Source organism: Streptomyces sp. NPDC018029, from assembly GCF_044327655.1.
Lineage (GTDB): Bacteria > Actinomycetota > Actinomycetes > Streptomycetales > Streptomycetaceae > Streptomyces.
This window is the reverse complement of sequence record NZ_JBIRFV010000003.1, coordinates 144,363-165,812: the sequence shown is the minus strand read 5'-3', so window position 1 is coordinate 165,812 and position 21,450 is coordinate 144,363. Positions and strand designations below refer to the sequence as shown.

The 21,450-nt window shown below is 72.9% G+C and carries 23 protein-coding genes; 7 read left to right on the top strand and 16 right to left on the bottom strand.

The features are described from left to right. Window positions 1-22: 22 nt before the first annotated feature. A complete protein-coding gene (locus tag ACH4D5_RS09410) occupies window positions 23-919 on the bottom strand; it encodes a LysR family transcriptional regulator (protein ID WP_398300266.1) in 897 nt (298 codons plus the stop codon). Window positions 920-1,000: 81 nt separating this feature from the next. On the opposite strand from ACH4D5_RS09410, the gene ACH4D5_RS09405 reads away from it, so the two are divergent. Both ACH4D5_RS09405 and ACH4D5_RS09400 read left to right on the top strand, forming a co-directional pair. Beyond that, window positions 1,001-1,681: an MOSC domain-containing protein gene (locus ACH4D5_RS09405; RefSeq protein WP_398300264.1), complete on the top strand. Its 681-nt coding sequence runs from the start codon at window positions 1,001-1,003 to the stop codon at window positions 1,679-1,681. Window positions 1,682-1,690: 9 nt separating this feature from the next. After that, a complete protein-coding gene (locus ACH4D5_RS09400) occupies window positions 1,691-2,464 on the top strand; it encodes an SDR family NAD(P)-dependent oxidoreductase (RefSeq protein ID WP_398300262.1) in 774 nt (257 codons plus the stop codon). 173 nt (window positions 2,465-2,637) lie between these two features. Here the strand turns inward: ACH4D5_RS09400 and groL are convergent, their stop codons facing one another. From groL to ACH4D5_RS09385, 3 genes are all read right to left on the bottom strand, one after another. Next, window positions 2,638-4,266 carry a chaperonin GroEL gene (gene groL, locus ACH4D5_RS09395; protein ID WP_398300260.1) on the bottom strand — a complete coding sequence of 543 codons (1,629 nt, stop codon included), beginning with the start codon at window positions 4,264-4,266 and terminating at the stop codon, window positions 2,638-2,640. A 113-nt stretch (window positions 4,267-4,379) separates the two neighbouring features. After that, the gene (gene groES / locus ACH4D5_RS09390; RefSeq protein ID WP_006347174.1) at window positions 4,380-4,688 is read right to left on the bottom strand and encodes a co-chaperone GroES; all 309 of its coding nucleotides are present in this window, start codon (window positions 4,686-4,688) and stop codon (window positions 4,380-4,382) included. Between the two features lie 517 nt (window positions 4,689-5,205). After that, window positions 5,206-6,132 (bottom strand): polysaccharide deacetylase family protein, encoded by a 927-nt coding sequence (locus ACH4D5_RS09385; RefSeq protein ID WP_398300258.1) that lies wholly within the window; start codon window positions 6,130-6,132, stop codon window positions 5,206-5,208. Between the two features lie 82 nt (window positions 6,133-6,214). Between ACH4D5_RS09385 and ACH4D5_RS09380 the strand changes: the two genes are divergently transcribed. Beyond that, a complete protein-coding gene (locus ACH4D5_RS09380; protein ID WP_398300256.1) occupies window positions 6,215-7,465 on the top strand; it encodes a methyltransferase domain-containing protein in 1,251 nt (416 codons plus the stop codon). Here ACH4D5_RS09380 and ACH4D5_RS09375 read toward each other — a convergent pair. The 3 genes from ACH4D5_RS09375 to ACH4D5_RS09365 form a co-directional block, all read right to left on the bottom strand. Beyond that, window positions 7,462-8,733, bottom strand: a complete 1,272-nt coding sequence (locus ACH4D5_RS09375) for an RNA polymerase sigma factor (protein ID WP_398300254.1) — start codon at window positions 8,731-8,733, stop codon at window positions 7,462-7,464. The two genes, ACH4D5_RS09380 and ACH4D5_RS09375, sit on opposite strands and share 4 nt — an antisense overlap. Before the next feature lie 72 nt (window positions 8,734-8,805). Further along, window positions 8,806-9,159 carry a YciI family protein gene (locus ACH4D5_RS09370; RefSeq protein WP_398300252.1) on the bottom strand — a complete coding sequence of 118 codons (354 nt, stop codon included), beginning with the start codon at window positions 9,157-9,159 and terminating at the stop codon, window positions 8,806-8,808. Between the two features lie 42 nt (window positions 9,160-9,201). Then, entirely contained in the window at window positions 9,202-10,722 is a 1,521-nt protein-coding gene (locus tag ACH4D5_RS09365) for an MFS transporter (protein WP_398300251.1), read from the bottom strand. Window positions 10,723-10,830: 108 nt separating this feature from the next. On the opposite strand from ACH4D5_RS09365, the gene ACH4D5_RS09360 reads away from it, so the two are divergent. The 3 genes from ACH4D5_RS09360 (at window position 10,831) to ACH4D5_RS09350 (ending at window position 13,316) form a co-directional block, all read left to right on the top strand. After that, window positions 10,831-11,580, top strand: coding sequence for a TetR/AcrR family transcriptional regulator (locus ACH4D5_RS09360; RefSeq protein ID WP_398300249.1), 750 nt, complete (start codon window positions 10,831-10,833; stop codon window positions 11,578-11,580). 28 nt (window positions 11,581-11,608) lie between these two features. Then, window positions 11,609-12,238 carry a class I SAM-dependent methyltransferase gene (locus ACH4D5_RS09355; RefSeq protein ID WP_398300247.1) on the top strand — a complete coding sequence of 210 codons (630 nt, stop codon included), beginning with the start codon at window positions 11,609-11,611 and terminating at the stop codon, window positions 12,236-12,238. A 64-nt stretch (window positions 12,239-12,302) separates the two neighbouring features. Beyond that, window positions 12,303-13,316 carry a hypothetical protein gene (locus tag ACH4D5_RS09350; RefSeq protein ID WP_398300245.1) on the top strand — a complete coding sequence of 338 codons (1,014 nt, stop codon included), beginning with the start codon at window positions 12,303-12,305 and terminating at the stop codon, window positions 13,314-13,316. On the opposite strand, the gene ACH4D5_RS09345 is transcribed toward ACH4D5_RS09350, so the two are convergent. The 4 genes from ACH4D5_RS09345 to tsaB are packed head-to-tail and all read right to left on the bottom strand — an operon-like array spanning window position 13,313 to window position 15,846. Further along, window positions 13,313-13,570 carry a hypothetical protein gene (locus ACH4D5_RS09345; RefSeq protein WP_398300243.1) on the bottom strand — a complete coding sequence of 86 codons (258 nt, stop codon included), beginning with the start codon at window positions 13,568-13,570 and terminating at the stop codon, window positions 13,313-13,315. The genes ACH4D5_RS09350 and ACH4D5_RS09345 overlap by 4 nt on opposite strands. Continuing rightward, a complete protein-coding gene (gene tsaD, locus ACH4D5_RS09340; protein WP_398300241.1) occupies window positions 13,567-14,673 on the bottom strand; it encodes a tRNA (adenosine(37)-N6)-threonylcarbamoyltransferase complex transferase subunit TsaD in 1,107 nt (368 codons plus the stop codon). Before tsaD ends, ACH4D5_RS09345 begins: the two co-directional genes overlap by 4 nt. Then, window positions 14,666-15,148 (bottom strand): ribosomal protein S18-alanine N-acetyltransferase, encoded by a 483-nt coding sequence (gene rimI, locus ACH4D5_RS09335; RefSeq protein ID WP_398301389.1) that lies wholly within the window; start codon window positions 15,146-15,148, stop codon window positions 14,666-14,668. Before rimI ends, tsaD begins: the two co-directional genes overlap by 8 nt. A gap of 41 nt (window positions 15,149-15,189) precedes the next feature. Further along, window positions 15,190-15,846 carry a tRNA (adenosine(37)-N6)-threonylcarbamoyltransferase complex dimerization subunit type 1 TsaB gene (tsaB, locus tag ACH4D5_RS09330; RefSeq protein ID WP_398300239.1) on the bottom strand — a complete coding sequence of 219 codons (657 nt, stop codon included), beginning with the start codon at window positions 15,844-15,846 and terminating at the stop codon, window positions 15,190-15,192. Between the two features lie 112 nt (window positions 15,847-15,958). Between tsaB and ACH4D5_RS09325 the strand changes: the two genes are divergently transcribed. Next, entirely contained in the window at window positions 15,959-16,507 is a 549-nt protein-coding gene (locus ACH4D5_RS09325) for a hypothetical protein (protein WP_398300237.1), read from the top strand. 51 nt (window positions 16,508-16,558) lie between these two features. On the opposite strand, the gene ACH4D5_RS09320 is transcribed toward ACH4D5_RS09325, so the two are convergent. The 5 genes from ACH4D5_RS09320 to ACH4D5_RS09300 form a co-directional block, all read right to left on the bottom strand. After that, complete coding sequence (locus ACH4D5_RS09320) at window positions 16,559-16,690, bottom strand: hypothetical protein (RefSeq protein WP_398300235.1); 132 nt, start codon at window positions 16,688-16,690, stop codon at window positions 16,559-16,561. Window positions 16,691-16,938: 248 nt separating this feature from the next. Next, on the bottom strand, window positions 16,939-17,451 hold the full coding sequence (gene tsaE / locus ACH4D5_RS09315; RefSeq protein ID WP_398300233.1) for a tRNA (adenosine(37)-N6)-threonylcarbamoyltransferase complex ATPase subunit type 1 TsaE: 513 nt from the start codon (window positions 17,449-17,451) through the stop codon (window positions 16,939-16,941). A gap of 78 nt (window positions 17,452-17,529) precedes the next feature. Next, entirely contained in the window at window positions 17,530-18,738 is a 1,209-nt protein-coding gene (locus ACH4D5_RS09310; protein ID WP_398300231.1) for an alpha/beta fold hydrolase, read from the bottom strand. Window positions 18,739-18,751: 13 nt separating this feature from the next. Continuing rightward, complete coding sequence (gene alr, locus ACH4D5_RS09305; protein WP_398300229.1) at window positions 18,752-19,912, bottom strand: alanine racemase; 1,161 nt, start codon at window positions 19,910-19,912, stop codon at window positions 18,752-18,754. A 96-nt stretch (window positions 19,913-20,008) separates the two neighbouring features. Next, window positions 20,009-21,445: an NAD(P)H-hydrate dehydratase gene (locus ACH4D5_RS09300; protein ID WP_398300227.1), complete on the bottom strand. Its 1,437-nt coding sequence runs from the start codon at window positions 21,443-21,445 to the stop codon at window positions 20,009-20,011. Between the last annotated feature and the right edge of the window lie 5 nt (window positions 21,446-21,450).

The window sequence follows — 21,450 nt, the reverse complement described above, 5'->3', positions numbered from 1 at the left end:
GGCGCCCCCGCGGGGGTGCCGATCAGCGGGCCGCGGCCCGCGCGAGGTGGTCCAGCGTGGCGGCGACGGCAGGCACCTGCGCCAGATCCGGCAGGGTGAGCGCGACGATCTCCCGCTGCACGGCAGGCTCCACCGTCACGGTGCGGGCGCCCTTGGGGCGCACCGACTCGATCGCGAGCTCGGGCAGCACCGCCACCCCCAGACCGGCCCCGACCAGGCCGATCACCGCCGGATAGTCGTCGGTCGCGAAATCGATCCGGGGCACGAAGCCCGCGCTCTCGCAGACCTCCACCAGTTGCCTGCGGCAGCGGGGGCAGCCCGCGATCCACGACTCGTCCGCGAACTCCCCGATGGTGACCGATTCCGCGTCGGCGAGCCGGTGCCCCTCCGGCACGAGGCCGACAAGCCGGTCCGCGAGCAGCGGACGCACGACGAGGTCGCTCCACTCCTCCGCCGCCGTCGCCCCTTCGTACCGGAACGCCAGCGCCACGTCGCAGTCGCCCTCGCGCAGCATCTCCACGGAGCGCGGCGGTTCGGCCTCCACGAGCGACACGCGCGTGCCGGGATGTGCCGCACGCAAGGCCGCGAGGGCGCAGGGGACGAGGGTCGAGCTGCCGCTCGGGAAGGAAACGAGCCGGACCCGGCCCGCGCGCAGGCCCGCGATCGCGGCGACCTCCTCCTCGGCGGCGGTGAGCCCGGCGAGGATGCCCGCCGCGTGCCGGACGAGGGCCTCGCCCGCCTGCGTCAGGCGCATCTCACGGCCCGTGCGGATCAGCAGCGGCGTGCCGGCCGAGGCTTCGAGTGCCTTCATCTGCTGGCTGACGGCGGGCTGGGTGCAGCCGAGCTCACGGGCCGCGGCCGAGAAGGAGCCGGTGGCGGCCACGGCGCGCAGCACACGGAGATGACGGGCCTCGATCATGGTTCGATCATAAGCGACGCTTGGACATGTCGCGAAATATTACGTCGCGTCTTTGAGGGTGACTCCCTTAGCCTGCCTGCCATGAAGCTTCTTTCTGTCAATGTGGGCCGCCGCAAGCCGTCCGACCACACCGCCGCGCCCTCCGGTCTCACCGGCATCGACAAGCGTCCGGTTCCCGGACCCGTGCGCGTGGCCGCGCCGGGCGCGAAGGGGGTCGGCGGCAGCGGCGTCGAGGGTGACGAGATCTCCGACCTGCGGCACCACGGAGGCGACGACCAGGCGGTGTACGCCTACGCCCGCGAGGACCTCGACGCCTGGGAGCGGACGCTCGGGCGGGCCCTGCCCGACGGCTCCTTCGGCGAGAACCTCACGACGTCCGGGGTCGACGTGAACGGCGCGAAGATCGGCGAGCGCTGGCGGATAGGTGCCGATCTGGTGCTGGAGGTGACGAGCGGCCGCATTCCCTGCCGTACGTTCCAGGGCCACCTCGGCGAGAAGGGGTGGATCAAGCGGTTCACCGAGGGGGACGCCCCCGGCGCGTATCTGCGGGTCATCGAACCGGGTGAGATCCGGGCCGGGGACCGCATCGAGATCCTGCACCGGCCGGCGCACGAGGTCACCGTCGGCCTGCAGTACCGGGCCGTCACGACGGAGAAGGCGCTGCTGCCGCAGCTGCTCGCGGCGGGCGACGCACTGCACCCGGAGACGGCCGCACGCGCGCGCAAGTACGTGGCGCAGCACGCGGTCACGGGATCTCACTAGCCTTGGGCCATGACTACGGCTCTGATTACGGGATCTACCGCCGGCATCGGCGCCGCCTTCGCGCGGCGCCTCGCGGGTGACGGGCACAACCTCGTGCTGGTGGCTCGCGACACCAAGCGGCTGCGCGAACAGGCGACCGAGCTGCACGACCGGCACGGCATCGAGGCGGAGGTGCTCACCGCCGACCTCGCGACGGACGCGGGCATCGAGGCGGTCGAGGAGCGGCTGTCGAACCGGCGGGACGCGGTCGACCTGCTGATCAACAACGCGGGGTTCGGCAACAAGGGCCGCTATCTGGAGGTGTCGCTCGAGGACGAGCTGACGATGCTCAAGGTGCACTGCGAGGCGGTGCTCCGGCTGACGTCGGCGGCGACGGCGTCGATGCGGGACCGCGGCCGCGGCGGTGTCGTGAACGTGGCGTCGGTGGCGGCGTTCGTGCCGCGCGGGACGTACGGCGCGTCCAAGGCGTGGGTCGTGCAGTTCACGCAGGGCGCGGCGAAGGACCTGGCCGGGTCCGGGGTGCGGCTGATGGCGCTCTGCCCCGGCTTCGTACGCACGGAGTTCCACCAGCGTGCCGGGATGGGTACGTCGAACATCCCCAACTGGATGTGGCTCGACGCGGACAAGCTGGTCGCGGTCGCCCTGGCCGACCTCGCCCGCGGCAAGACGCTGTCCGTCCCCGACCCGCGGTACAAGGCGCTGATGGGGGTGGTGAAGGTGACGCCGCGGAATCTGCTGGGCGGGGTCACGTCGCGGACGGGCCGCAAGTACGGGCCGCAGTAGCTTCCCGGGGAGGGGACGCCCCTTAAGGGGCGCGGGGAACTGCGCGAGGACGGACCACGGCCCGCACCCGTCCACGTGAGCGCAACCCGGCAGACGCGAAGCCGGAATGGGCTGAGGCCCGGCTCCCCGTAAGGGAAGCCGGGCCTCAGTCACCGTTCAAGCGAGCGCAGCGGTCAGTGCGAGTGGCCGTGACCGTGGCTGTGACCGGCGTCGGCCTCTTCCTCGGCCGGCTTCTCGACGACCAGGGTCTCGGTCGTGAGGAGCAGGGAGGCGATCGACGCGGCGTTCTCCAGGGCGGAGCGGGTGACCTTGACCGGGTCGATGACGCCGGCCTTGACCAGGTCGCCGTACTCACCGGTCGCGGCGTTGAAGCCGAAGCCCTTCTCGAGCTCGGCGACCTTCGAGGTGATGACGTAGCCCTCGAGGCCGGCGTTCTCGGCGATCCAGCGCAGCGGCTCGACGGCGGCGCGGCGGACGACGGCGACACCGGTGGCCTCGTCGCCCTCCTTGCCGAGGTTGCCCTCGAGGACCTTGACGGCGTGCACCAGGGCGGAGCCACCACCGGAGACGATGCCCTCCTCGACCGCGGCGCGGGTCGCGGAGATGGCGTCCTCCAGACGGTGCTTCTTCTCCTTCAGCTCCACCTCGGTGGCGGCGCCGACCTTGATGACGCACACGCCGCCGGCCAGCTTCGCGAGGCGCTCCTGGAGCTTCTCGCGGTCCCAGTCGGAGTCCGTGGCCTCGATCTCGGCCTTGATCTGGGCGACGCGGGCGTCGGCGTCGGCCTTGTTGCCGCCGCCGTCGACGATCGTGGTGTCGTCCTTGGTGATGGTGACGCGGCGGGCGGTGCCGAGCACGTCCAGGCCGACCTGGTCGAGCTTGAGGCCGACCTCCTCGGCGATGACGGTGGCACCGGTGAGGGTGGCCATGTCGCCGAGCATCGCCTTGCGGCGGTCGCCGAAGCCGGGGGCCTTCACCGCGACGGCGTTGAAGGTGCCGCGGATCTTGTTCACGACCAGGGTCGACAGGGCCTCGCCCTCGACGTCCTCGGCGATGATCAGGAGCGGCTTCGAGGAGTTGGCCTGGATGACCTTCTCGAGCAGCGGCAGGAGGTCCTGGATCGACGAGATCTTGCCCTGGTGGATCAGGATGTACGGGTCGTCGAGGACGGCCTCCATACGCTCCTGGTCGGACACCATGTACGGCGACAGGTAGCCCTTGTCGAAGGCCATGCCCTCGGTGAAGTCGAGCTCCAGGCCGAAGGTGTTGGACTCCTCGACGGTGATGACACCGTCCTTGCCGACCTTGTCCATCGCCTCGGCGATGAGCTCGCCGACCTGCGGGTCCTGGGCCGACAGACCGGCGACGGCCGCGATGTCGGCCTTGTCGTCGATCGGGCGGGCGGTGGCGAGGAGCTCCTCGGAGACGGCCGCGACGGCGGCGTCGATGCCCTTCTTCAGGGCGGCCGGGGAGGCGCCGGCGGCGACGTTGCGCAGGCCTTCCTTGACGAGGGCCTGGGCGAGCACGGTGGCGGTGGTGGTGCCGTCACCCGCGATGTCGTTGGTCTTGGTCGCCACCTCCTTCACCAGCTGGGCGCCGAGGTTCTCGTACGGGTCGTCGACCTCTACCTCGCGGGCGATGGTGACGCCGTCGTTGGTGATGGTCGGGGCGCCGAACTTCTTGTCGATGACGACGTTGCGGCCGCGGGGGCCGATCGTCACCTTGACCGTGTCGGCAAGCTTGTTGACGCCGCGCTCAAGGGCGCGACGGGCGTCCTCGTCGAACTTCAGGATCTTCGCCATGGGAGCGATTCAGCCCTCTCGAAAACTCGGTTGTAACGAACTACGCCCCTCGCCGCCCGGCAATCAGCGGGGTGACCAGGGGCGCAGCTCGGAAAGCAAATCTGCTGGGTGAACTACTTCTCGACGATCGCGAGCACGTCGCGGGCCGAGAGGACGAGGTACTCGTCACCGTTGTACTTCACCTCGGTGCCGCCGTACTTGCTGTACAGCACGACATCGCCGACCTTCACGTCGAGCGGCAGGCGCTCGCCGTTCTCGAAGCGGCCCGGGCCCACGGCGAGGACAGCACCCTCCTGGGGCTTCTCCTTCGCGGTGTCCGGAATGACCAGGCCGGAGGCCGTGGTCTGCTCGGCGTCGAGCGGCTGGACCACAATGCGGTCCTCAAGCGGCTTGATGGCAACCTTGGAGCTGGCGGTCGTCACGATCCGGTCTCCCCCTTCGGAGATCTCACGGGGTTAAGAGTCTGAGGTGTGGCGACCAGGTGGATCCGTCGTCGCGGGTGCCGGACCTGCCCGTCGCTGTTGGCACTCTCCAGTGGGGAGTGCCAGAAGCGAGACTAGGACGCGGGTTAGCACTCGGTCAAGCGGAGTGCCAATCGGCTGCGCGCCGGGCGTCAGCGGAGGGGGGTACTCGTTGCCCCTTCGGGGCAACGGGTTGCGGTCGTCCGGGGTTCCCCGTCGGCGACAGGGGGGCGCCTCGGTTCTTCGTGCTCGGCACCGTGGGCTGTGCCCACCCGTTCCGCCCAGCGGAACGCCTGCCCACAGCGGCGAGCGTCCGGTTCTCCCGTGGGCTTGCGTGAGGGGAGTTTCTCCGCTGCCTTTCTGCCCAGTCGCTCGATCGGGTCCACCGAATCCGCGCAGCCCGTGAGCAGTGCGGGCGCGAGTGCTCCGCACAGGAGGGCCGCGGCGAGGATGCGGCGGTGCGCTCGCGCCCGCGGGGTCACAGGTAGTCCTCCAGCCTGGCCACCGCGTACCCCTTGGCGGTGACGGTCTTCATGACCCGGCGGACCATGTCGGGCATGGTGCCCTTCCAGTCCTCACGCCCCCGGAAATGCGTGAGGATGATGTCGCCGGGGTGCAGGTCCTTGTCCCACTCGCGCCACTCCATGCGGTCGGCGAAGGCCTCCGACGCCCAGAGGGGCACCGCCTTGATCCCGCAGGCCTTGGCGGCGCGCAGGGTGTCCTCGTTGTAGTTGCCGTACGGCGGGCGGAAGAGCTTGGGGCGTTTGCCGTAGCGCTTCTGGATGACGTCCTGCATGCCGCAGATCTCGCGGCGCTGACCCTCGTACGAAAGTCCGGGCATGTAGGGGTGGTTGAGGGTGTGGTTGTTCAGGACGACGCCGCGGGACTGCATCTTCTTGAAGTAGGCATAGTCCTCCTTGACGAGGTAGTCGCTGAGGAACGCGGTGTACGGGATCCGCAGGTCGCTCATCATCCTCAGCAGCGCCGGGTCCTTCTCGGCACCGTCGTCGATGGTCAGGAAGACGACCTTCTTCTTGGTGGGGATGGTCGTGAAGACCGGCGGCAGGCCCTTGTGCCCCTTGACCTCGAAGCCCTTGCGGGTGGTGAGCCGCGGCTTGGTCCGGGGTGGCGCGGGTGCCGCGAGCGGGGTCTTCGCCAGGCCCCAGCGTTTGGCCGCCGCGGCCCGTGCCACCTGGACCGCTGCGAGTTTCCTGGCGTAGGCGTCGAGGGCGCGGGCGGGTGGGGCGTTGAGCGGCTGCTGGCCGTGGGCGGGTCTCACGCCGTCGGATTCGTCCCCGGAGACGCAGCCCGATGCGATCGCCGCGACGGACAGGGCGGCCACCAGGACACGCACCTGATTCTTCCGCCTTCTGGCGGATTCTTCCTTTTGTCGTACTAGTTGCATGGCGCCGGATCCTCGCAGTTCAAGGCCGTGGCGAGGGCCCGACACCGCCACCGGCCGACCACCATCCACCGACTGGCCCACAATGGGGCAGGTGAACGACCCGAACACGCCGAGCGGCCACGAGACCGACCTCGGCGACCCCCTCGCCGCCTTCGCCGCCCTGCGCACCGACGAGGGCCTTGCCCTGCTCGACGAGGTGCGGGACGTCGAGCCCGCGCAGGAGCTCGCCGCCGCCACCCGGCTGCGCCGCACGCACCCGGCGCTCCTGGTCTCCGCCGCCATCGCGCAGGCCCGGCTGCGCCGCCGAGCCGCCGCGAAGTTCGGCGCCGAGGACGCGGCCCGGATGTTCTTCACGCCGAACGGCGTCGAGCAGTCCACGCGCGCCTCCGTCGCCGCCCACCGCGCCACGAGCTTCCGGGACCTGGGCGTCCGTTCACTCGCCGACCTCTGCTGCGGCATCGGCGGCGACGCCATCGCGCTCGCGCGGGCCGGGATCTCCGTGCTCGCTGTCGACCGCGACCCCCTGACCTGCGCGGTCGCCCGCGCCAACGCCGACGCCCTCGGTCTCGCTGACCTCATCGAGGTCCGGGAGGCGGATGTCACCGAGGTGGACACCTCCGCGTACGACGCCGTCTTCGTCGACCCGGCACGGCGGGGCGGGCGCGGCCGGATCTTCGACCCCGAGGCCTACTCCCCGCCCCTGTCCTGGGCGATCGGCGCCGCGCTCGAGGCCACGCTCGCCGCGCTGAAGATCGCGCCCGGCATCCCGCACGAGGCGATCCCCGCCGAGGCCGGCGCCGAGTGGATCTCGGACGGCGGCGACGTGAAGGAGGCCGTGCTGTGGTTCGGCACGGACACCCCCGCCTCGCACCGCGCGACGCTCCTGCCCGGCGGCGCCTCCCTGTGGACCTCGCTCGCCGCGATGCTGCCGGACCCGGAGGTGCGTCCCGTCGGGCGTTACCTGTACGAGCCGGACGGCGCCGTCATCCGCGCCCACCTGGTCGCCGAGGTCGCCGCGCGGGTCGGGGGCGGGCTCATCGACGAGACCATCGCGTACGTCACCTCCGACGCCCGGCACGACACCCCGTACGCCACCGCGTACGAGATCACCGACCAGCTGCCCTTCAACGTGAAGAAGCTGAAGGCGCTGCTGCGGGAGCGCGGGGTCGGCATCCTCACCGTCAAGAAGCGCGGCTCCGCCGTCGAGCCGGAGGAGCTGCGGCGCAAGGTGAAGCCGCAGGGGAAGAACGCGGCGACCGTCTTCCTCACCCGCGTCGCGGGCGCCCCGACCATGCTGATCGGCCACCCGGTCACCCGGGGGACACAGCCCTAACAGCCGGCCGCCCGCTCCAGCAGCAGTTCGCGTTCCCGCATGTTCCTGGCCAGCGACGCCGCCCGCTCGAACTCCGCGCGGGCCTCCGCCCGCCGGCCGAGCCGCGCCAGCAGGTCACCGCGCACGCTGGGCAGCAAGTGGTAGTCGCGCAGCGCGGACTCGGCGGCGAGCGCGTCGACCAGGACCAGGCCGGCCTCCGTGCCCTGGGCCATCGCGACCGCGACCGCCCGGTTCAGCTCGACCACCGGGGAGGGGGCGCGGGCGGCGAGCAGGCCGTAGAGGACGGCGATCTGCTGCCAGTCGGTGTCCTCGTACGTGTGCGCGTGCGCGTGGCAGGCGGCGATCGCGGCCTGGAGGGCGTACGGACCGAGGCCCCCGGCGGGCGAGGCCGCCATGCTCTGCGCCCGCGCGAGCGCGGCGAAACCGCGCCGGATCAGCAGCTGGTTCCAGCGGGTGCGGTTCTGGTCCTTGAGCAGCACGGGCTCGCCTGAGGGGCCCGTGCGCGCCGCCGTGCGCGAGGCCTGCAGTTCCAACAGCGCGGCCAGGCCGTGCACTTCGGACTCGTCGGGCATCAGGGCGGCGAGCACCCGGGCGAGGCGCAGCGCGTCCTCGCACAGGGCGGGGCGCAGCAGGTCGTCCCCCGCCGTGGCGGCGTACCCCTCGTTGAAGATCAGGTAGATGACTTCGAGGACCGAGCCGAGGCGGGCGTCGCGGTCCGGGCCGTAGGGGACCTCGAAGTCGATGCCCCCGGCGGCGAGGGCGCGCTTGGCGCGCACGATCCGCTGCGCCACGGTCGACTCGGAGGCGAGCACGGCGCGGGCGATCTCGCCGGTGGTCAGGCCGCCGAGGAGGCGCAGCGTGAGCGCCACCCGGGACTCGGCGGAGAGCACCGGGTGGCAGGCCGTGAAGATGAGGCGCAGCAGATCGTCGTCGATGGCGTCGGGGTCGGCGGTCTCGTCGACGTGGGGCGCCGTGGTCTCCAGGTCGCGGCCGACCTCCGCGAGCTTCTGGGCGTAGCGCTCGCGGCGGCGCACCAGGTCGATGGCGCGGTGCCGGGCGGTGGCCATGAGCCAGGCGCCCGGGTTGTCCGGGACGCCCTCCCCGGGCCACCGTTCGAGGGCCGCCACCAGGGCGTCCTGTGCCAGCTCCTCGGCGATGCCGACGTCCCGTACGATCCGCGTGACGCCGGCGATGATGCGTGGCGACTCCATGCGGAAGACGGTCTCGATGACCTGGCGGGGCTGCTCCGGCGGATGGCTCACGGCCATCCATCAGAGCATCCCCGCACGGGACCCGCAAAGGCGCGCGCCGGTCTTGGCGGCTCTCGGAGCCTGTGGCTCTCAGCCCTCGATCTCCCGGACCTCCGCGGTGATCGTCCAGTGGTCGTCGTGGGTCTTGAGGAACCGTGTGGTCCACTCGACCGCCTCGGCCATGTCCTTGGCCTGGCAGATCGAGTAGCCGCCGATGACCTCCTTGGTCTCGGTGAAGGGGCCGTCGGTGGTGGACACTTCGCCCTTGTCCCACGTCACGCGGGTGCCTTCGGAGGTCGGCTTCAGGCCCGCGGTGTCGAGCATCACCCCGGCCTTGGTGATCTCTTCGAGCAGTGCGCCCATGCGCTCCTGCATCTCGGGGCTCGGGCCGCCCTCGGGGGCGTTGTTCTCGTCGATGCGGATCAGTGTCAGGTAGCGCGGCATGGTGGTCTCCCATCGGGTGGCGGCGGGGCTTCTCCTCGCCTCTCACCCTTGCGACGAACGGGAGACGCCCGTTTCGACATCGTCGCCGAGATTTTTCGAAGTTTCTTCGCGTGTGTCTGCGCCGGAGGGGGTTTCCGCAGGTCGCAGCGGTGCCGGGGTGGGTGTACGGCGTCCGTGCAGCACCGCCGTCGCGAGGGCGGCCGCCACCAGGAGGGCCGCCGACACGGCGAAGGCCGCCGCGTACCCCTCGGCGAGCGCGCCCGGGCCCCGCTCCGGGCCCGTGGCGTGCGCGGCGACCGTGACCAGGACCGCGAGGCCCAGCGAGCCGCCGAGCTGGCGCGAGCTGTTGAGCAGGCCGGCGGCCATGCCGGTCTCCGCGGGGTCGACGCCGCTGGTCGCCGCGGTGCCCAGCGGCACGAAGCACATGCCGATGCCGACGCTCGCGACGAGCGAGGGCCCGAGGACGGAGCTCAGGAACGTGCCTCCCGCCTCGACCGTCAGTGCGAACCAGCCGAATCCGGCGGCCCCGAGCAGCCCGCCCGTCACGAGCAGCGCCCGCTCGCCCAGGTGCCCCACGGTCCTGGTCGCGACCGTCGACCCGGCCACGACGCCCGCGCAGAACGGCAGGAACGCGGCGCCGGCCGCCGTCGGCCCGTACCCCATCACCTGCTGGAGGTAGAGCGAGGTGAAGTAGAAGGCGGCGAACTGCCCGGACGACATCAGCAGGGCGAAGACGTTCGCGGAGAGCACGGGGCGGTGTGCCGTGCCGAGCAGGCCGAGCCGCAGCAGGGGTTCCCGCTTGCGGGCCTCGACGGCGACGAAGGCCCCGAGCAGCGCGGCCGCCGTGCCGAGGGTTCCCAGCGTGACCCCTGATCCCCACGCGTACGTCTCCGTGCGCACGAGGCCGAGTACGAGCACCGTCATTCCCGCCGTGACGAGCAGGGCGCCCGTGACGTCGAGGCGGGGCGCGGGCCCGGTGCGGCGGTCGGCGGGCACGCCGTGGCGCGCGGCGAGGAGCGCGGCGAGCACGACGGGGACGTTGACGAGCATCACGGAGCGCCAGCCGACCCCGTCGGTGAGCAGGCCCCCCGCCATGATGCCGACCGCGCCGCCGAGCGCGCCGGAGACGCCCCACAGGCCGAGCGCCCGGGACCGCGCGGGACCCGCCGCGTAGTTGACGGTGATCAGGGCGAGCGCGACGGGAGCGAGTGCCGCCGCGCCGGCGCCCTGGACCGCGCGCGCCGCGATGAGCTGCCCCGGCGTGAGAGCGAGCCCGCCCGCGAGGCTCGCCGCGCCGAAGAGCGCGAAGCCCCAGAGGAGAGTGCGCCGCCGCCCGACCAGATCGGCGAGTCGCCCACCGAGCATGAGCAGGCCGCCGAAGGCGAGCGCGTAGGCATTGACGACCCAGAGCAGCGAGCCGGGGTCGAAGCCGAGGTCGTCGCCCATGTCGGGCAGGGCGATGTTGACGACGGACATGTCGAGGGAGACGAGGAACTGCACGGTGAGCAACACCGGCAGCAGCCAACGCCCTTGCGGAGCGTTCGAGTTCACCTTGGTCACCATGCGACGGACATTACTATACGCGTATAGAAACTCCGCAAGTCCTGCTCGGCCCCGGCTCGGCCCGGCTCGGCCAGACCCTCGCCATCCGGCAGGCACGACAATGGGCGGGTGGCAGCAGAGAGAGATCCGCACGGGGCAGCCGGAGAGCCGGGCAGCGCGGCGAACGCCGAGACTGTCGGTGCGCCCAGCGGTGGGGTGAAGAAGCGGCGCGTGGGGCGTCCCCGGCGTATTCAGACGGAGACGATCGTCGAGGTCGCCCGTCGGATCCTGGCGGCGGAAGGCGTCGCCGCCCTGAGCATGCGTCGGGTCGCCAAGGAGGTCGGTACGACGCCGATGGCGCTCTACCACCACGTGCGCGACAAGGACGAGCTCCTGATGCTCACGCTCTCCGGTACGGCCGCCGCGCTCCCCCGCCCGGAGCTGCCGGCCGACCCGCGCGAGCGCCTCCTCGCCGTCTCCCTGCACATGCACGGCATGCTGGCGCGGATGCCCTGGGTGGTCGAGGTGCTCAGCCTCGGCGACCTCACGGACAAGGGCGCGCTCTGGATGGTCGAGGAGATCGTCGGCGCGGGCATCGACTGCGGGCTCACCCCCGCGGACGCCGTCCGCGCGTACCGGACCATCTGGCACTGCGTCTACGGAGACCTCGTCTTCCGCCACGCGATGGAGCGCCGCGCCGAGGACCCGGGCCGCAAGCGCCACTTCCCCGACCTGCTCGCGGACGTGGACCCCGCCGAGCTCCCCCATCTCGCGGCACTCGCGGGCCGCTGGTCCGAGCTGACCGAGGACTACGACGTGGCGCGGCAACTGGACGCCGTGATCGACGGGTTGCTGGGCCGGGCGCAACGCCCCGGGTGACCGGAAGGGATGTGCGAGGCTCCCCCGCATGCCCTTCGACCACAACGACCACTACCACCGGCTGCTCCTGCGGAACCTGCCGTCGCCGACCCCTCCGGAGGGCCCGGGGAGAAGCCGTACCGTCCTCGACATCGGCTGCGGCACCGGCCGCTTCGCCCGCCTCCTCGCGGCCCGCGGTTACGAGGTCGACGCGCTCGACCCGTCGGCGGAGGTCATCGCCAAGGCCCGCGAGCTCGGTGGAGGCCCCCGTTTCCGGCAGGCGGACGTGACCGAGGAGGCGCTGCCCGAGGCCCACTACGACGCCGTCACCTGCCTGGCCAGCCTGCACCACATGCCGTTCGCCACGGTCACGCGCCTGCGCGACGCGCTCGCCCCGGGCGGCACCCTCCTCGTGCTCGGCTGCTACGCCGGGACGACCTGGTGGGACCTCGTGGCGTCCCCCGCCAACGCGGTGGCCCGGGTGACGGTGTACGCGGCGGAGCGGCTGCGCGGCGGGTACGAGCCCCCGCTCAAGCCCCCCGTGCGACAGCCGGACATGCGGCTCCCCGAGATCCGCGCCGAGGCGGCCCGCCTCCTGCCCGGCAGCAGCGTGCGCCAACTGCTCTTCTGGCGCTACCTGCTGACGTACCGGAAGCCCGAAGGGACCGAAGGGAACTGACCGGTCCCACGGCGTGTCCCTGACAGCAGGGGCTTCGGAAGCCTCCGGGGGGCGGGGGACACGCATGGCCATGCTGCACCACGGCACACACGGGGACCTGAACCGCGCGGGACCTGAGAGCTCAGCGGCGTACCTGCGGACCGGTCTGGCCGTCGGCCTGTACGCGGTCGCCGGAGCGGGCTGGCTCGGCTACGAGGTGGAGGCCAGTGGCGCGGACGCCGGTGACTTCCTCACGGCCCTGTACGACCCGCGGGCGCCGCTCACCCCCTGGGCCCTGACCCCGCACGACTGGGCGCTGCTCGCGGCCGCGCTCGTCTTCGGCGGGCTCGCGTTCGCCCGGCGCCGGGTGGCGCGGGGCGCGCTGACGCTCCTGGCGGTGCTGCTGATCGGCCTCGCCCTGCGGGAACTGGTGGGCCTCGCGGTCTCCTCGGACCACCGCGCCGTCCTCGAGCGCTCCCACTACGGGCAGCTGCTCAGCGCCTTCCGGGCGACCGGGCTGCTGGTGGGCGTCGCGACGCTCATCGCGATGACGCGCGCGGGACGCCGCTCCCTCATCCCCAAGTCGTACGTCCCCTACGACGCCCCGCCCGCCCCGTACTCCGCGTACGGTCCACTGCCGACGGCGGCGCGCCGGCGGCTCACCGTCGCCGGGGCGTGCCTGCTCCTGTCGGGTGCGGTGGCCGTCGCCTGGCTGATCCACCGGCTGACGCGGGCGCAGGTCTTCCTCGTGGGCGGCTCGCCCGACGCCGGGGTCGGCGGCTTCTTCCGGGACGCGGTCGACGCCTCGTACTCGACGTCGATCCCCTACACCTTCCACACCGTGGCGTTCGCCCTCGCGCCCCTGGCCGTCGGGGCGCTGCTGGTGGCGGGGCGCCCGGCGGGCCGGGGCGCGGGCCTCGCGCTGGCCTTCGTCCTGCTCTACGTGGACGGGCGCGGCCTGTACGCGTTCGTCGCCGACGACGCCCTCGACCTGTACTTCGACAGCACGCTCGGCACCCTGGCGGTGCTCTCCACGGCCGTCACGACGGTCCTGTCGCTCGTGACGGCCGCGGTGCTGCTGGGCGCCGAGGAGACCTAGGCCTCCTCGACCGACTCGAAGCGCCACCGGTGCACCGCCCGCGTCGCCAGGCCTTCGCCGGGCTCCGGCAGTTCGGGCAGTTCGGTGTCGAGCGTGGCGTCCCACCAGGTGATGACGAGCACCCGGTCCTGCGGCGCCCGGAAGGTCTCGCGGCGCAGCGGGGTGCCGTCGAGCTCCTGTGCCCGCGCCCACGCGAGCAGCTCCGCCCCCCGCCCCTCGACGGCCCGGGCCTCCCACATCAGGGCAACGCTCACGAGTACAGGTTCTCCTTGCTGACCTCGTGCACGTGGTCGTGCGTGTGCGTGTGCCCCGGCACGTGCGGCTCGGTCACCGGGAGCGACGAGTCGGCCGAGAGGTCCCAGGACGAGGCGGCCCGGTTGCGGGCCACCATCTCGGCGCCGAGGGCCGCGACCATCGCGCCGTTGTCCGTGCACAGCTTCGGGCGCGGCACGCGCAGCCGGATCCCGGCCTTCTCGCACCGCTCCTGCGCCAGCGCCCGCAGCCGCGAGTTGGCGGCCACGCCACCGCCGATCATGAGGTGGTCGACGCCCTCGTCCTTGCAGGCCCGCACGGCCTTGCGGGTCAGCACGTCGACGACAGCCTCCTGGAAGGACGCCGACACGTCCCGCACCGGCACCTCCTCGCCCGCGGCCCGCTTCGCCTCGATCCAGCGGGCGACGGACGTCTTGAGCCCGGAGAAGGAGAAGTCGTAGGCCGGGTCGCGCGGGCCGGTCAGACCGCGCGGGAAGGCGATCGCCGTCGGGTCGCCCTCGCGGGCGTAGCGGTCGATGACGGGGCCGCCGGGGAAGCCGAGGTTCAGCACCCGCGCGATCTTGTCGAAGGCCTCGCCCGCCGCGTCGTCGATGGTCGACCCGAGCGGCCGCACGTCCGAGGTGATGTCGGCGGACAGCAGCAGCGACGAGTGGCCGCCGGACACCAGGAGCGCCATGGTGGGCTCGGGCAGCGGCCCGTGCTCCAGCTGGTCCACACAGATGTGCGAGGCGAGGTGGTTGACGCCGTAGAGCGGCTTGCCGAGCGCGTACGCGTACGCCTTGGCGGCGGAGACGCCGACGAGCAGCGCGCCCGCGAGGCCGGGACCCGCGGTGACCGCGATGCCGTCGAGGTCCTTCGCGCTCACACCCGCTTCCTTCAGGGCGCGGTCGATGGTGGGCACCATCGCTTCGAGGTGGGCGCGGGAGGCCACCTCGGGCACGACGCCGCCGAAGCGTGCGTGCTCGTCGACGCTGGAGGCGACGGCGTCCGCGAGCAGCGTGGTGCCGCGGACGATGCCGACGCCGGTCTCGTCGCAGGAGGTCTCGATGCCGAGGACGAGGGGTTCGTCGCGCGAGTCAGCCATGAATCTCGGTTCCTTGTACGCCTGATACGGGGGTGGAGGGATCGGTGCGGCGCATGACCAGGGCGTCCACGTTGCCGGGCTGGTAGTAGCCGCGCCGGAAGCCGATGGGCTCGAAGCCGAAGCGCTCGTACAGCTTCTGCGCCCGGGTGTTGTCGACCCGCACTTCCAGCATCACTTCGGAGCACTCGAAGGCGGTCGCGGCCTGGAGCAGGTCGGTGAGGAGCCGGGCGCCGAGCCCGGTGCCCCAGTGGTCGCGGGCCACCGCGATGGTCTGGACATCGGCCAGGTCGCCGGACGCGGCGAGGCCCGCGTAGCCGACGAGACGGTCGCCGGCCATGGCGACGACGTAGCGGCGGGTGGCGAGCGGCCCGCGCGAGTGGGCGAGCTCGGACCAGAACATCCCGCGCGACCAGGCGTCGTCAGGGAAGAGCTCCTTCTCCAGGACGAACACCGCGTCGATGTCCCACCAGCGCATCTCACGCAGCGCGGCGGGCTCGGTCACCTGCGTCGCCCGGGTCACTTGGGGGTGACCACCTTGTAGTTCTTGGGCACCTGCGCGTCGGGCCTGCGCAGGTACAGCGGCCGGGGCTCCATGAGCTCCTCGCCCGCGGCCAGCTTCTCGGCGGCCAGCGACGCGAGGGCGCCCGCCGACACGTGCTCGGGGGCGCGCGCGTCGGGGAACATGTCGGGGTAGAGGAGCGCGCCCGCGCCGACGGCGGGCAGGCCCTCGACGGCGGCGGCGATGGCGGCGGGCCGGTCGACGGCGGCGTCACTCGCACGAGTGCGTACGTCGTCGTAGCGGGCCCAGTAGACCTCCTTGCGCCGGGCGTCGGTGGCCACCACGAAGGGGCCGCCTTCGATCCCGGAGGCGTAGGCGAGGCCGTCCAGCGTGCACACCCCGTGCACGGGGACGCCGAGCACGAGGCCGAACGTGTCGGCGGTCATCAGGCCGACGCGGAGGCCGGTGTACGGGCCGGGGCCCACGCCGACGACGATGCCGGTGACGGCGTCCAGTCCCAGGCCTGCGTCGGCGAGCACGCGGTCGACGGCCGGCAGGAGCAGTTCTCCATGGCGCCGGGCGTCGACCTGGCTCGACTCCGCGATGACGGAGGAGCCGTCGTGGAGGGCGACGGTGACGGCGGGCGTTGCGGTATCCAGAGCGAGCAAGAGCACGCGAACAGCCTACGGCTCCGGCGCCCGGCGCACGGCCGACCCGGGATGCGGGGCGCCTGCTGCTACCGTCACTCCGTAGCCGTACGCAGTACGAAGAGGTGGGTGGCGCAAGGTGTCAAGGAGCAGCTCGGGATTCGTGGCCGGGCTCACCGCCGCTGCGCTCGCCGCGGTCGGCTTCCTCGCCTACCAGGCCTCGGCCAACGCCCCGGACAGCATGGGGAAACCCGACGCGTCCCCCTCGGTCTCGGCCTCACGTTCCCCCAAGGACAAGAAGGACCCCGCGGCGCTGCCCGCCCGGTCCGGCACCGGCGAGCGGGTCGTCTACTCGCTCGCGGAGGACCGGGTCTGGCTCGTCGAGGCGTCCGGCAAGGTGAAGCTCACCTTCGGGGTGACCCCGGGCACGGTCGACCCCGACCCCGGGACGTACGCCGTCACCTCGCGCACGGGTCGCGTCATGGGCACGGACGGTGTGCCGATCGAGCACGTCGTGGTCTTCACGCTCACCGACGGGGTCGCGATCGGCTTCAGCGCGGCCGTCGACGGCTCGACGCCGAAGCCGGACCCGTCGAAGAAGACCGGCGGCATCCGCGAGTCGCGTGCGCACGGCAACGCGATGTGGGAGTTCGCGCTGCGCGAGAAGAAGGTCGTCGTCGTTCCCTGATCAACTGACGTCCCCTGAGCAGCTGACGTCGATCGGCTGGGCTGACGGCGATCAGTGGGCCGGACGCCGCCGTTCCGCGCGGACGCCCCCGACCGGTTCCGGGTCGCGCGGAGGCGTGGAGACGGCGCTCGCGGCGGCGCACGACGCGAGCAGGTCACTCATCGACAGGTGCGAGGGGCTCACGCCGGCCGAGGGTCCCGGCAGCCTTGTCCCGCGCGGCTGAGCGTGTGCGTCATGTTCTGAAGCCGACATGGATGCCTCCTGGGGGCTCCGGGGCAGACGAAGTTAGGTAGACCTAACCAGCTCCGGTATCCATGTGACCACGCCCGACGCACGCAGCGCAACATTTTGCCGACGTCTTGTCGGAACGTTCGGTCGAACGTACGAGAAAGCCCCGGGCGCCGGGCCCGGGGCTGGGGTTTCGGGGAGGGTCAGGCGCCCAGGGACGCCAGGTCCGCGTCCGCCCACCGCTCGCCGAGTCCGGTCAGCGTCACCTCGCGCCCGTCGTCCGTCGTGTCGCCCACCGCGCGGTCGATCACGACGTGCAGCCGGTCCTCCGACAGCTCCTCCACCTTGCCGTCGCCCCACTCCACGACGATCACCGACTCGGGCAGGGAGACGTCGAGGTCCAGGTCCTCCATCTCGTCGAGCCCGCCGCCCAGGCGGTAGGCGTCGACGTGCACCAGCGCGGGGCCGTCGCCGAGCGGCGGGTGCACACGGGCGATGACGAAGGTCGGGGAGGTGACGGCGCCGCGCACACCGAGGCCCTCACCGAGGCCGCGGGTCAGCGTGGTCTTGCCGGCGCCGAGCTCGCCGGTGAGCATGACGAGGTCGCCGGGGCGCAGGAGTTTGGCCAGGCGGCGGCCCAACTCGCCCATCTGTTCGGGGGAGTTGACGGAGATCTTGAGGGTGGCGGCGGGGGCCTGGTGGTGCGGTGCTTCCATACCGCCCACGGTAGCGGCTGGAACCCGCCCCGCTCAGCCGCCTTCGGCCGGGACCCTCCCCCGGGACCACCCCCGCGCTCAGCCCCCGTCGGCCAGGCCCGCCTCCGGCACCGCCCCCGCCCGCACCAGCAGATCCGCGAGGCGGTCCATGACGACCTCCGGGTGCTCCAGCATGACCAGGTGCCCGGCGTCCGGGACGAGGACCAGCTCGGCGTCCGGCAGCAGCTGCGCGATCGCCTCACTGTGCTCGCTCGGCGTGACCAAGTCCTTGTCCCCGGCGAGCACGAGCACCGGCAGCTCGGCGAAGTGCTTGAGCGCCTCCGCCTTGTCGTGCTCGGCGAACGCCGGATAGAACTCCGCGACCACGTCGATCGGCGTCGACTCGATCATCCGCTCGGCGAACCGCGCGATGGCCGGGTCCACGTCCCTGCGCGAGAACGAGTAGCGCTTGATGACGCCCGCGAACAGGTCCGCGGTGGCCCGCCGCCCCCGCTCCACCAGCTCGGCCTGCGAACCCATCGCCCGCAGCAGACCGGGCAGTACCCGCCGCACCGCGTTCATCCCGGCCACCGGAAGGCCGAAGTTCACCTGCCCGAGCTGCCCCGACGACGTACCGACCAGGGCGACGCCGACCACGCGCTCACGGATCAGCTCCGGGAACTGGTCGGCGAGCGCCATGGTCGTCATGCCGCCCATGGAGTGCCCGACGAGGACGAGCGGCCCCTCGGGCGCCGCCGCGTCGATGACGGCCTTCAGGTCGCGCCCGAGCTGGTCGATGGAGACCGGCACGCCGTGCTCCAGCTGGTCGACGCCGCGCCCCGACCTGGCGTGGCTGCGCTGGTCCCAGTAGACGGCGCGGACGACGCCGCGCAGGGCGGCCCGCTGGAAGTGCCAGGAGTCCTGGTTCAGGCAGTAGCCGTGGCTGAAGACGACGGTGACGGGCGCGGGGGCCCGGCGGCCGAAGAGCCTGCGCCGCCGCGGGTCCTCGCCGCCGTCGTCCTCGACCTCCTCGACCTCGTACGAAAGCTCCGTGCCGTCGTCCGCGTACGCCGTGCCGGGCATGCCGCGCAGCGAGCCGTACGGCCCCGCCGCGTCGAGCGCGAGGCGGGCCTTCTTGCGCATGCCGCGGCCCACGGTCAGCCGCTCTATGGCGACACCGGCGGCCGCGCCCGCGGCGATCACGCCTATCGCGGCGCCCGCCACCCCGGCCCGGCGCCAGTTCCCGGCCGCGGCGGCGGCCACCGTCACCGCTTCCGCCGCGGCCGCCCCCGTGCTGCTCTCGCTCACGTGCCGCTCCTCGTCAGTTCCCGGTGTCGTCAGGCCGCTCGTTCAGGAAGACGCGCGGGACGCGCGGTCCGATGCGGGTGACGATCTCGTACGCGATGGTGCCGGCGGCCTGCGCCCAGTCCTCGGCGGTCGGCTCACCCCGGTCGCCGGGCCCGAACAGCACCGCCTCCGCGCCGACCTCGGGCTCGTCGCCGCCGAGGTCCACCACGAACTGGTCCATCGCGATCCGGCCCGCGGCCGTCCGCAGCTTCCCGCCGACGAGCACCGGGCCCGTGCCGGAGGCGTGCCGCGGGAGCCCGTCGCCGTAACCCGCGGGGACGAGGCCGAGGGTCGTCTCGCCGGGGGTGACGTAGTGATGGCCGTAGCTCACGCCGTGGCCGGCCGGGGCGTGCTTCACATGGGCGAGCGAGGCGGTGAGCGTCATGACGGGCCGCAGCCCGAAGTCCTCGGGGGTGCCCACCTCGGGGCTCGGCGATATGCCGTACATCGCGATGCCGGGGCGGACGAGATCGAAGTGCGTCTCCGGAAGCGTCAGCGTCCCCGGCGAGTTGGCGATGTGCCGCACCTCCGGCCGTACGCCCATGTCCTCGGCCTGCGCCACCATCTCGCGGAAGACCGTGAGCTGGCCGGCGATCGACGGGTGTCCCGGCTCGTCGGCGCACGCGAAGTGCGACCAGAGGCCGGTGACCCGGACCAGTCCTTCGGCCTCGGCGCGCAGGGCCCGGTCGACGAGCTCGGGCCAGTCGGCCGGCATGCAGCCGTTCCGCCCGAGGCCGGTGTCGGCCTTCAGCTGGATGCGCGCGGTCCGTCCGGCCGCACGGGCGGCGGCCGTCACCTCGTCCAGCGCCCACAGGGCGCTCACCGACATGTCCAGGTCGGCCTCGACGCCCTCGCGCCAGGGGCCGCCCGGCGTCCACAGCCAGCACATGATCCGCCCCGGCAGGCCCGCGGCACGCAGCGCGAGGGCCTCCTCGGGCGTCGCGGTGCCGATCCAGGTGGCGCCGGCCTGGCGGGCGGCCTTGGCGCAGGGCACCATTCCGTGGCCGTACGCGTCGGCCTTCACCACGGCCATGAACTCGGCGCCCGGCGCGTGGGCGCGCAGCGCGCGCACGTTGGCGCGGAGGGCGGCGAGGTCGATCTCGGCGCGGACACGGAAAGGGGCTGTCTCGTTCATCGCGGACAAGTGTCTCAGAGCCCGCCGACAGCCCCCGCTCCCACCGGTTCGGGCCGCCCCACAAGCAGCGCCCTCCCCTCCCGAGACCCGACGCCGCTACGGCCTCCTGACCTCCCGCCACACGGCGGGGATCGCCTCGGCCACGTCCTGTGCCGCCACGGGAGCGCCGTCCGCCGCGTGCCGCCCGGCGAGACCGTGCAGATACGCGCCGACGGACCCGGCGTCCCGCGCGTCGAGCCCCGCCGCGAGCAGCGACCCGGCGAGCCCGGACAGCACGTCGCCGCTGCCCGCGGTGGCGAGCCAGGCCGTCCCGGTCGGATTGACGCGCACGGCCCCTGTCTCCGAGGCGACCAAGGTCGTGGACCCCTTCAACAGCACCGTCGCCCCGTACCGCCGCGCCAGCTCCCGTACGGCGGAGAGCCGCCCCGCCTCGACCTCCTCGCGGGCGACGCCGAGCAGGGCGGCGGCCTCCCCCGCGTGCGGGGTGAGCAGCGTGGGAGCAGTGCGCTCCCGCACCTCCCGCTCCCCGGCGAGCCGCAGCCCGTCGGCGTCGATCAGGACGGGCACGTCGGCGGCAAGCACCTCGCCCAGCCGCTCCGCGTCGTCCCCGAGCCCGGGGCCCACGACCCACGCCTGCACGCGCCCGGCCTTCGACGGCGGCCCCGCGGACACCAGGGTCTCGGGGAACCGCGCGATGACGGCATCGGCGGCCGGCCCCACGTACCGCACGGCGCCCGCGCCCCCGCGCAACGCCCCCGCCACGGCGAGTACCGCGGCCCCCGGATACCGGGCGGACCCGGCGACGATCCCCACCACGCCCCGCCGGTACTTGTCGCTCTCCCCGCCGGGCACGGGCAGCAGCCGGGCGGCGTCCGCGAACTGGAGAGCCTCCAACTCCGCGTCGTCCGCGCCCAGTCCGAGCCCGATGTCCACGAGCCGCACGACACCGGCGTACTCCCGCCCGGGATCGACCAGCAGCCCCGGCTTGTACGCCCCGAAGGTCACCGTCACATCGGCCCGCACCGCGTCCCCGTGCACCTCGCCGGTATCGGAGTCCACCCCACTGGGCACGTCGACGGCGACGACCAGCGCGTCCTCCCCGGCAGCCGCGACGAGCGCCGCGGCGCGCTCCCGCAGCCCGCCCCGCCCACCGATCCCCACGATCCCGTCGACCACGAGCCGCGCCCCACGCACCAGCTCCTCGGCCCGCGGGTCATCGGCGCCCACCACCGAGCCGCCGGCCCTCCGCAGAGCGGCGAGCCCACCGGCATGGGCCCGCTCCGGATCGAGCAGCACGGCACTGACCCCGGCCCCTCGCCGCGCCAGCCGGGCCCCGGCGTACAGGGCGTCGCCGCCGTTGTCCCCGCTGCCCACCAGCAGCGTCACTCTCGTGCCGTACACCTTGCCGAGCAGCCGCGCGCACTCGGCGGCGAGCCCCGCCGCCGCGCGCTGCATCAGCACACCTTCGGGCTCCCGCGCCATGACCGCGCGCTCACCCGCTCGAACCCTCTCCACGCCATACGCAGTACGCATCCCCC

Coding starts and splice junctions, on each gene's coding strand:
- ACH4D5_RS09410 (WP_398300266.1), bottom strand. CDS start 919: ATGATCGAGGCCCGTCATCTCCGTGTGCTGCGCGCCGTGGCCGCCACC.
- ACH4D5_RS09405 (WP_398300264.1), top strand. CDS start 1,001: ATGAAGCTTCTTTCTGTCAATGTGGGCCGCCGCAAGCCGTCCGACCAC.
- ACH4D5_RS09400 (WP_398300262.1), top strand. CDS start 1,691: ATGACTACGGCTCTGATTACGGGATCTACCGCCGGCATCGGCGCCGCC.
- groL (WP_398300260.1), bottom strand. CDS start 4,266: ATGGCGAAGATCCTGAAGTTCGACGAGGACGCCCGTCGCGCCCTTGAG.
- ACH4D5_RS09385 (WP_398300258.1), bottom strand. CDS start 6,132: ATGCAACTAGTACGACAAAAGGAAGAATCCGCCAGAAGGCGGAAGAAT.
- ACH4D5_RS09380 (WP_398300256.1), top strand. CDS start 6,215: ATGGGGCAGGTGAACGACCCGAACACGCCGAGCGGCCACGAGACCGAC.
- ACH4D5_RS09375 (WP_398300254.1), bottom strand. CDS start 8,733: ATGGCCGTGAGCCATCCGCCGGAGCAGCCCCGCCAGGTCATCGAGACC.
- ACH4D5_RS09370 (WP_398300252.1), bottom strand. CDS start 9,159: ATGCCGCGCTACCTGACACTGATCCGCATCGACGAGAACAACGCCCCC.
- ACH4D5_RS09365 (WP_398300251.1), bottom strand. CDS start 10,722: ATGGTGACCAAGGTGAACTCGAACGCTCCGCAAGGGCGTTGGCTGCTG.
- ACH4D5_RS09355 (WP_398300247.1), top strand. CDS start 11,609: ATGCCCTTCGACCACAACGACCACTACCACCGGCTGCTCCTGCGGAAC.
- ACH4D5_RS09350 (WP_398300245.1), top strand. CDS start 12,303: ATGGCCATGCTGCACCACGGCACACACGGGGACCTGAACCGCGCGGGA.
- tsaD (WP_398300241.1), bottom strand. CDS start 14,673: ATGGCTGACTCGCGCGACGAACCCCTCGTCCTCGGCATCGAGACCTCC.
- rimI (WP_398301389.1), bottom strand. CDS start 15,148: ATGCGCTGGTGGGACATCGACGCGGTGTTCGTCCTGGAGAAGGAGCTC.
- tsaE (WP_398300233.1), bottom strand. CDS start 17,451: ATGGAAGCACCGCACCACCAGGCCCCCGCCGCCACCCTCAAGATCTCC.
- alr (WP_398300229.1), bottom strand. CDS start 19,912: ATGAACGAGACAGCCCCTTTCCGTGTCCGCGCCGAGATCGACCTCGCC.
- ACH4D5_RS09300 (WP_398300227.1), bottom strand. CDS start 21,445: ATGCGTACTGCGTATGGCGTGGAGAGGGTTCGAGCGGGTGAGCGCGCG.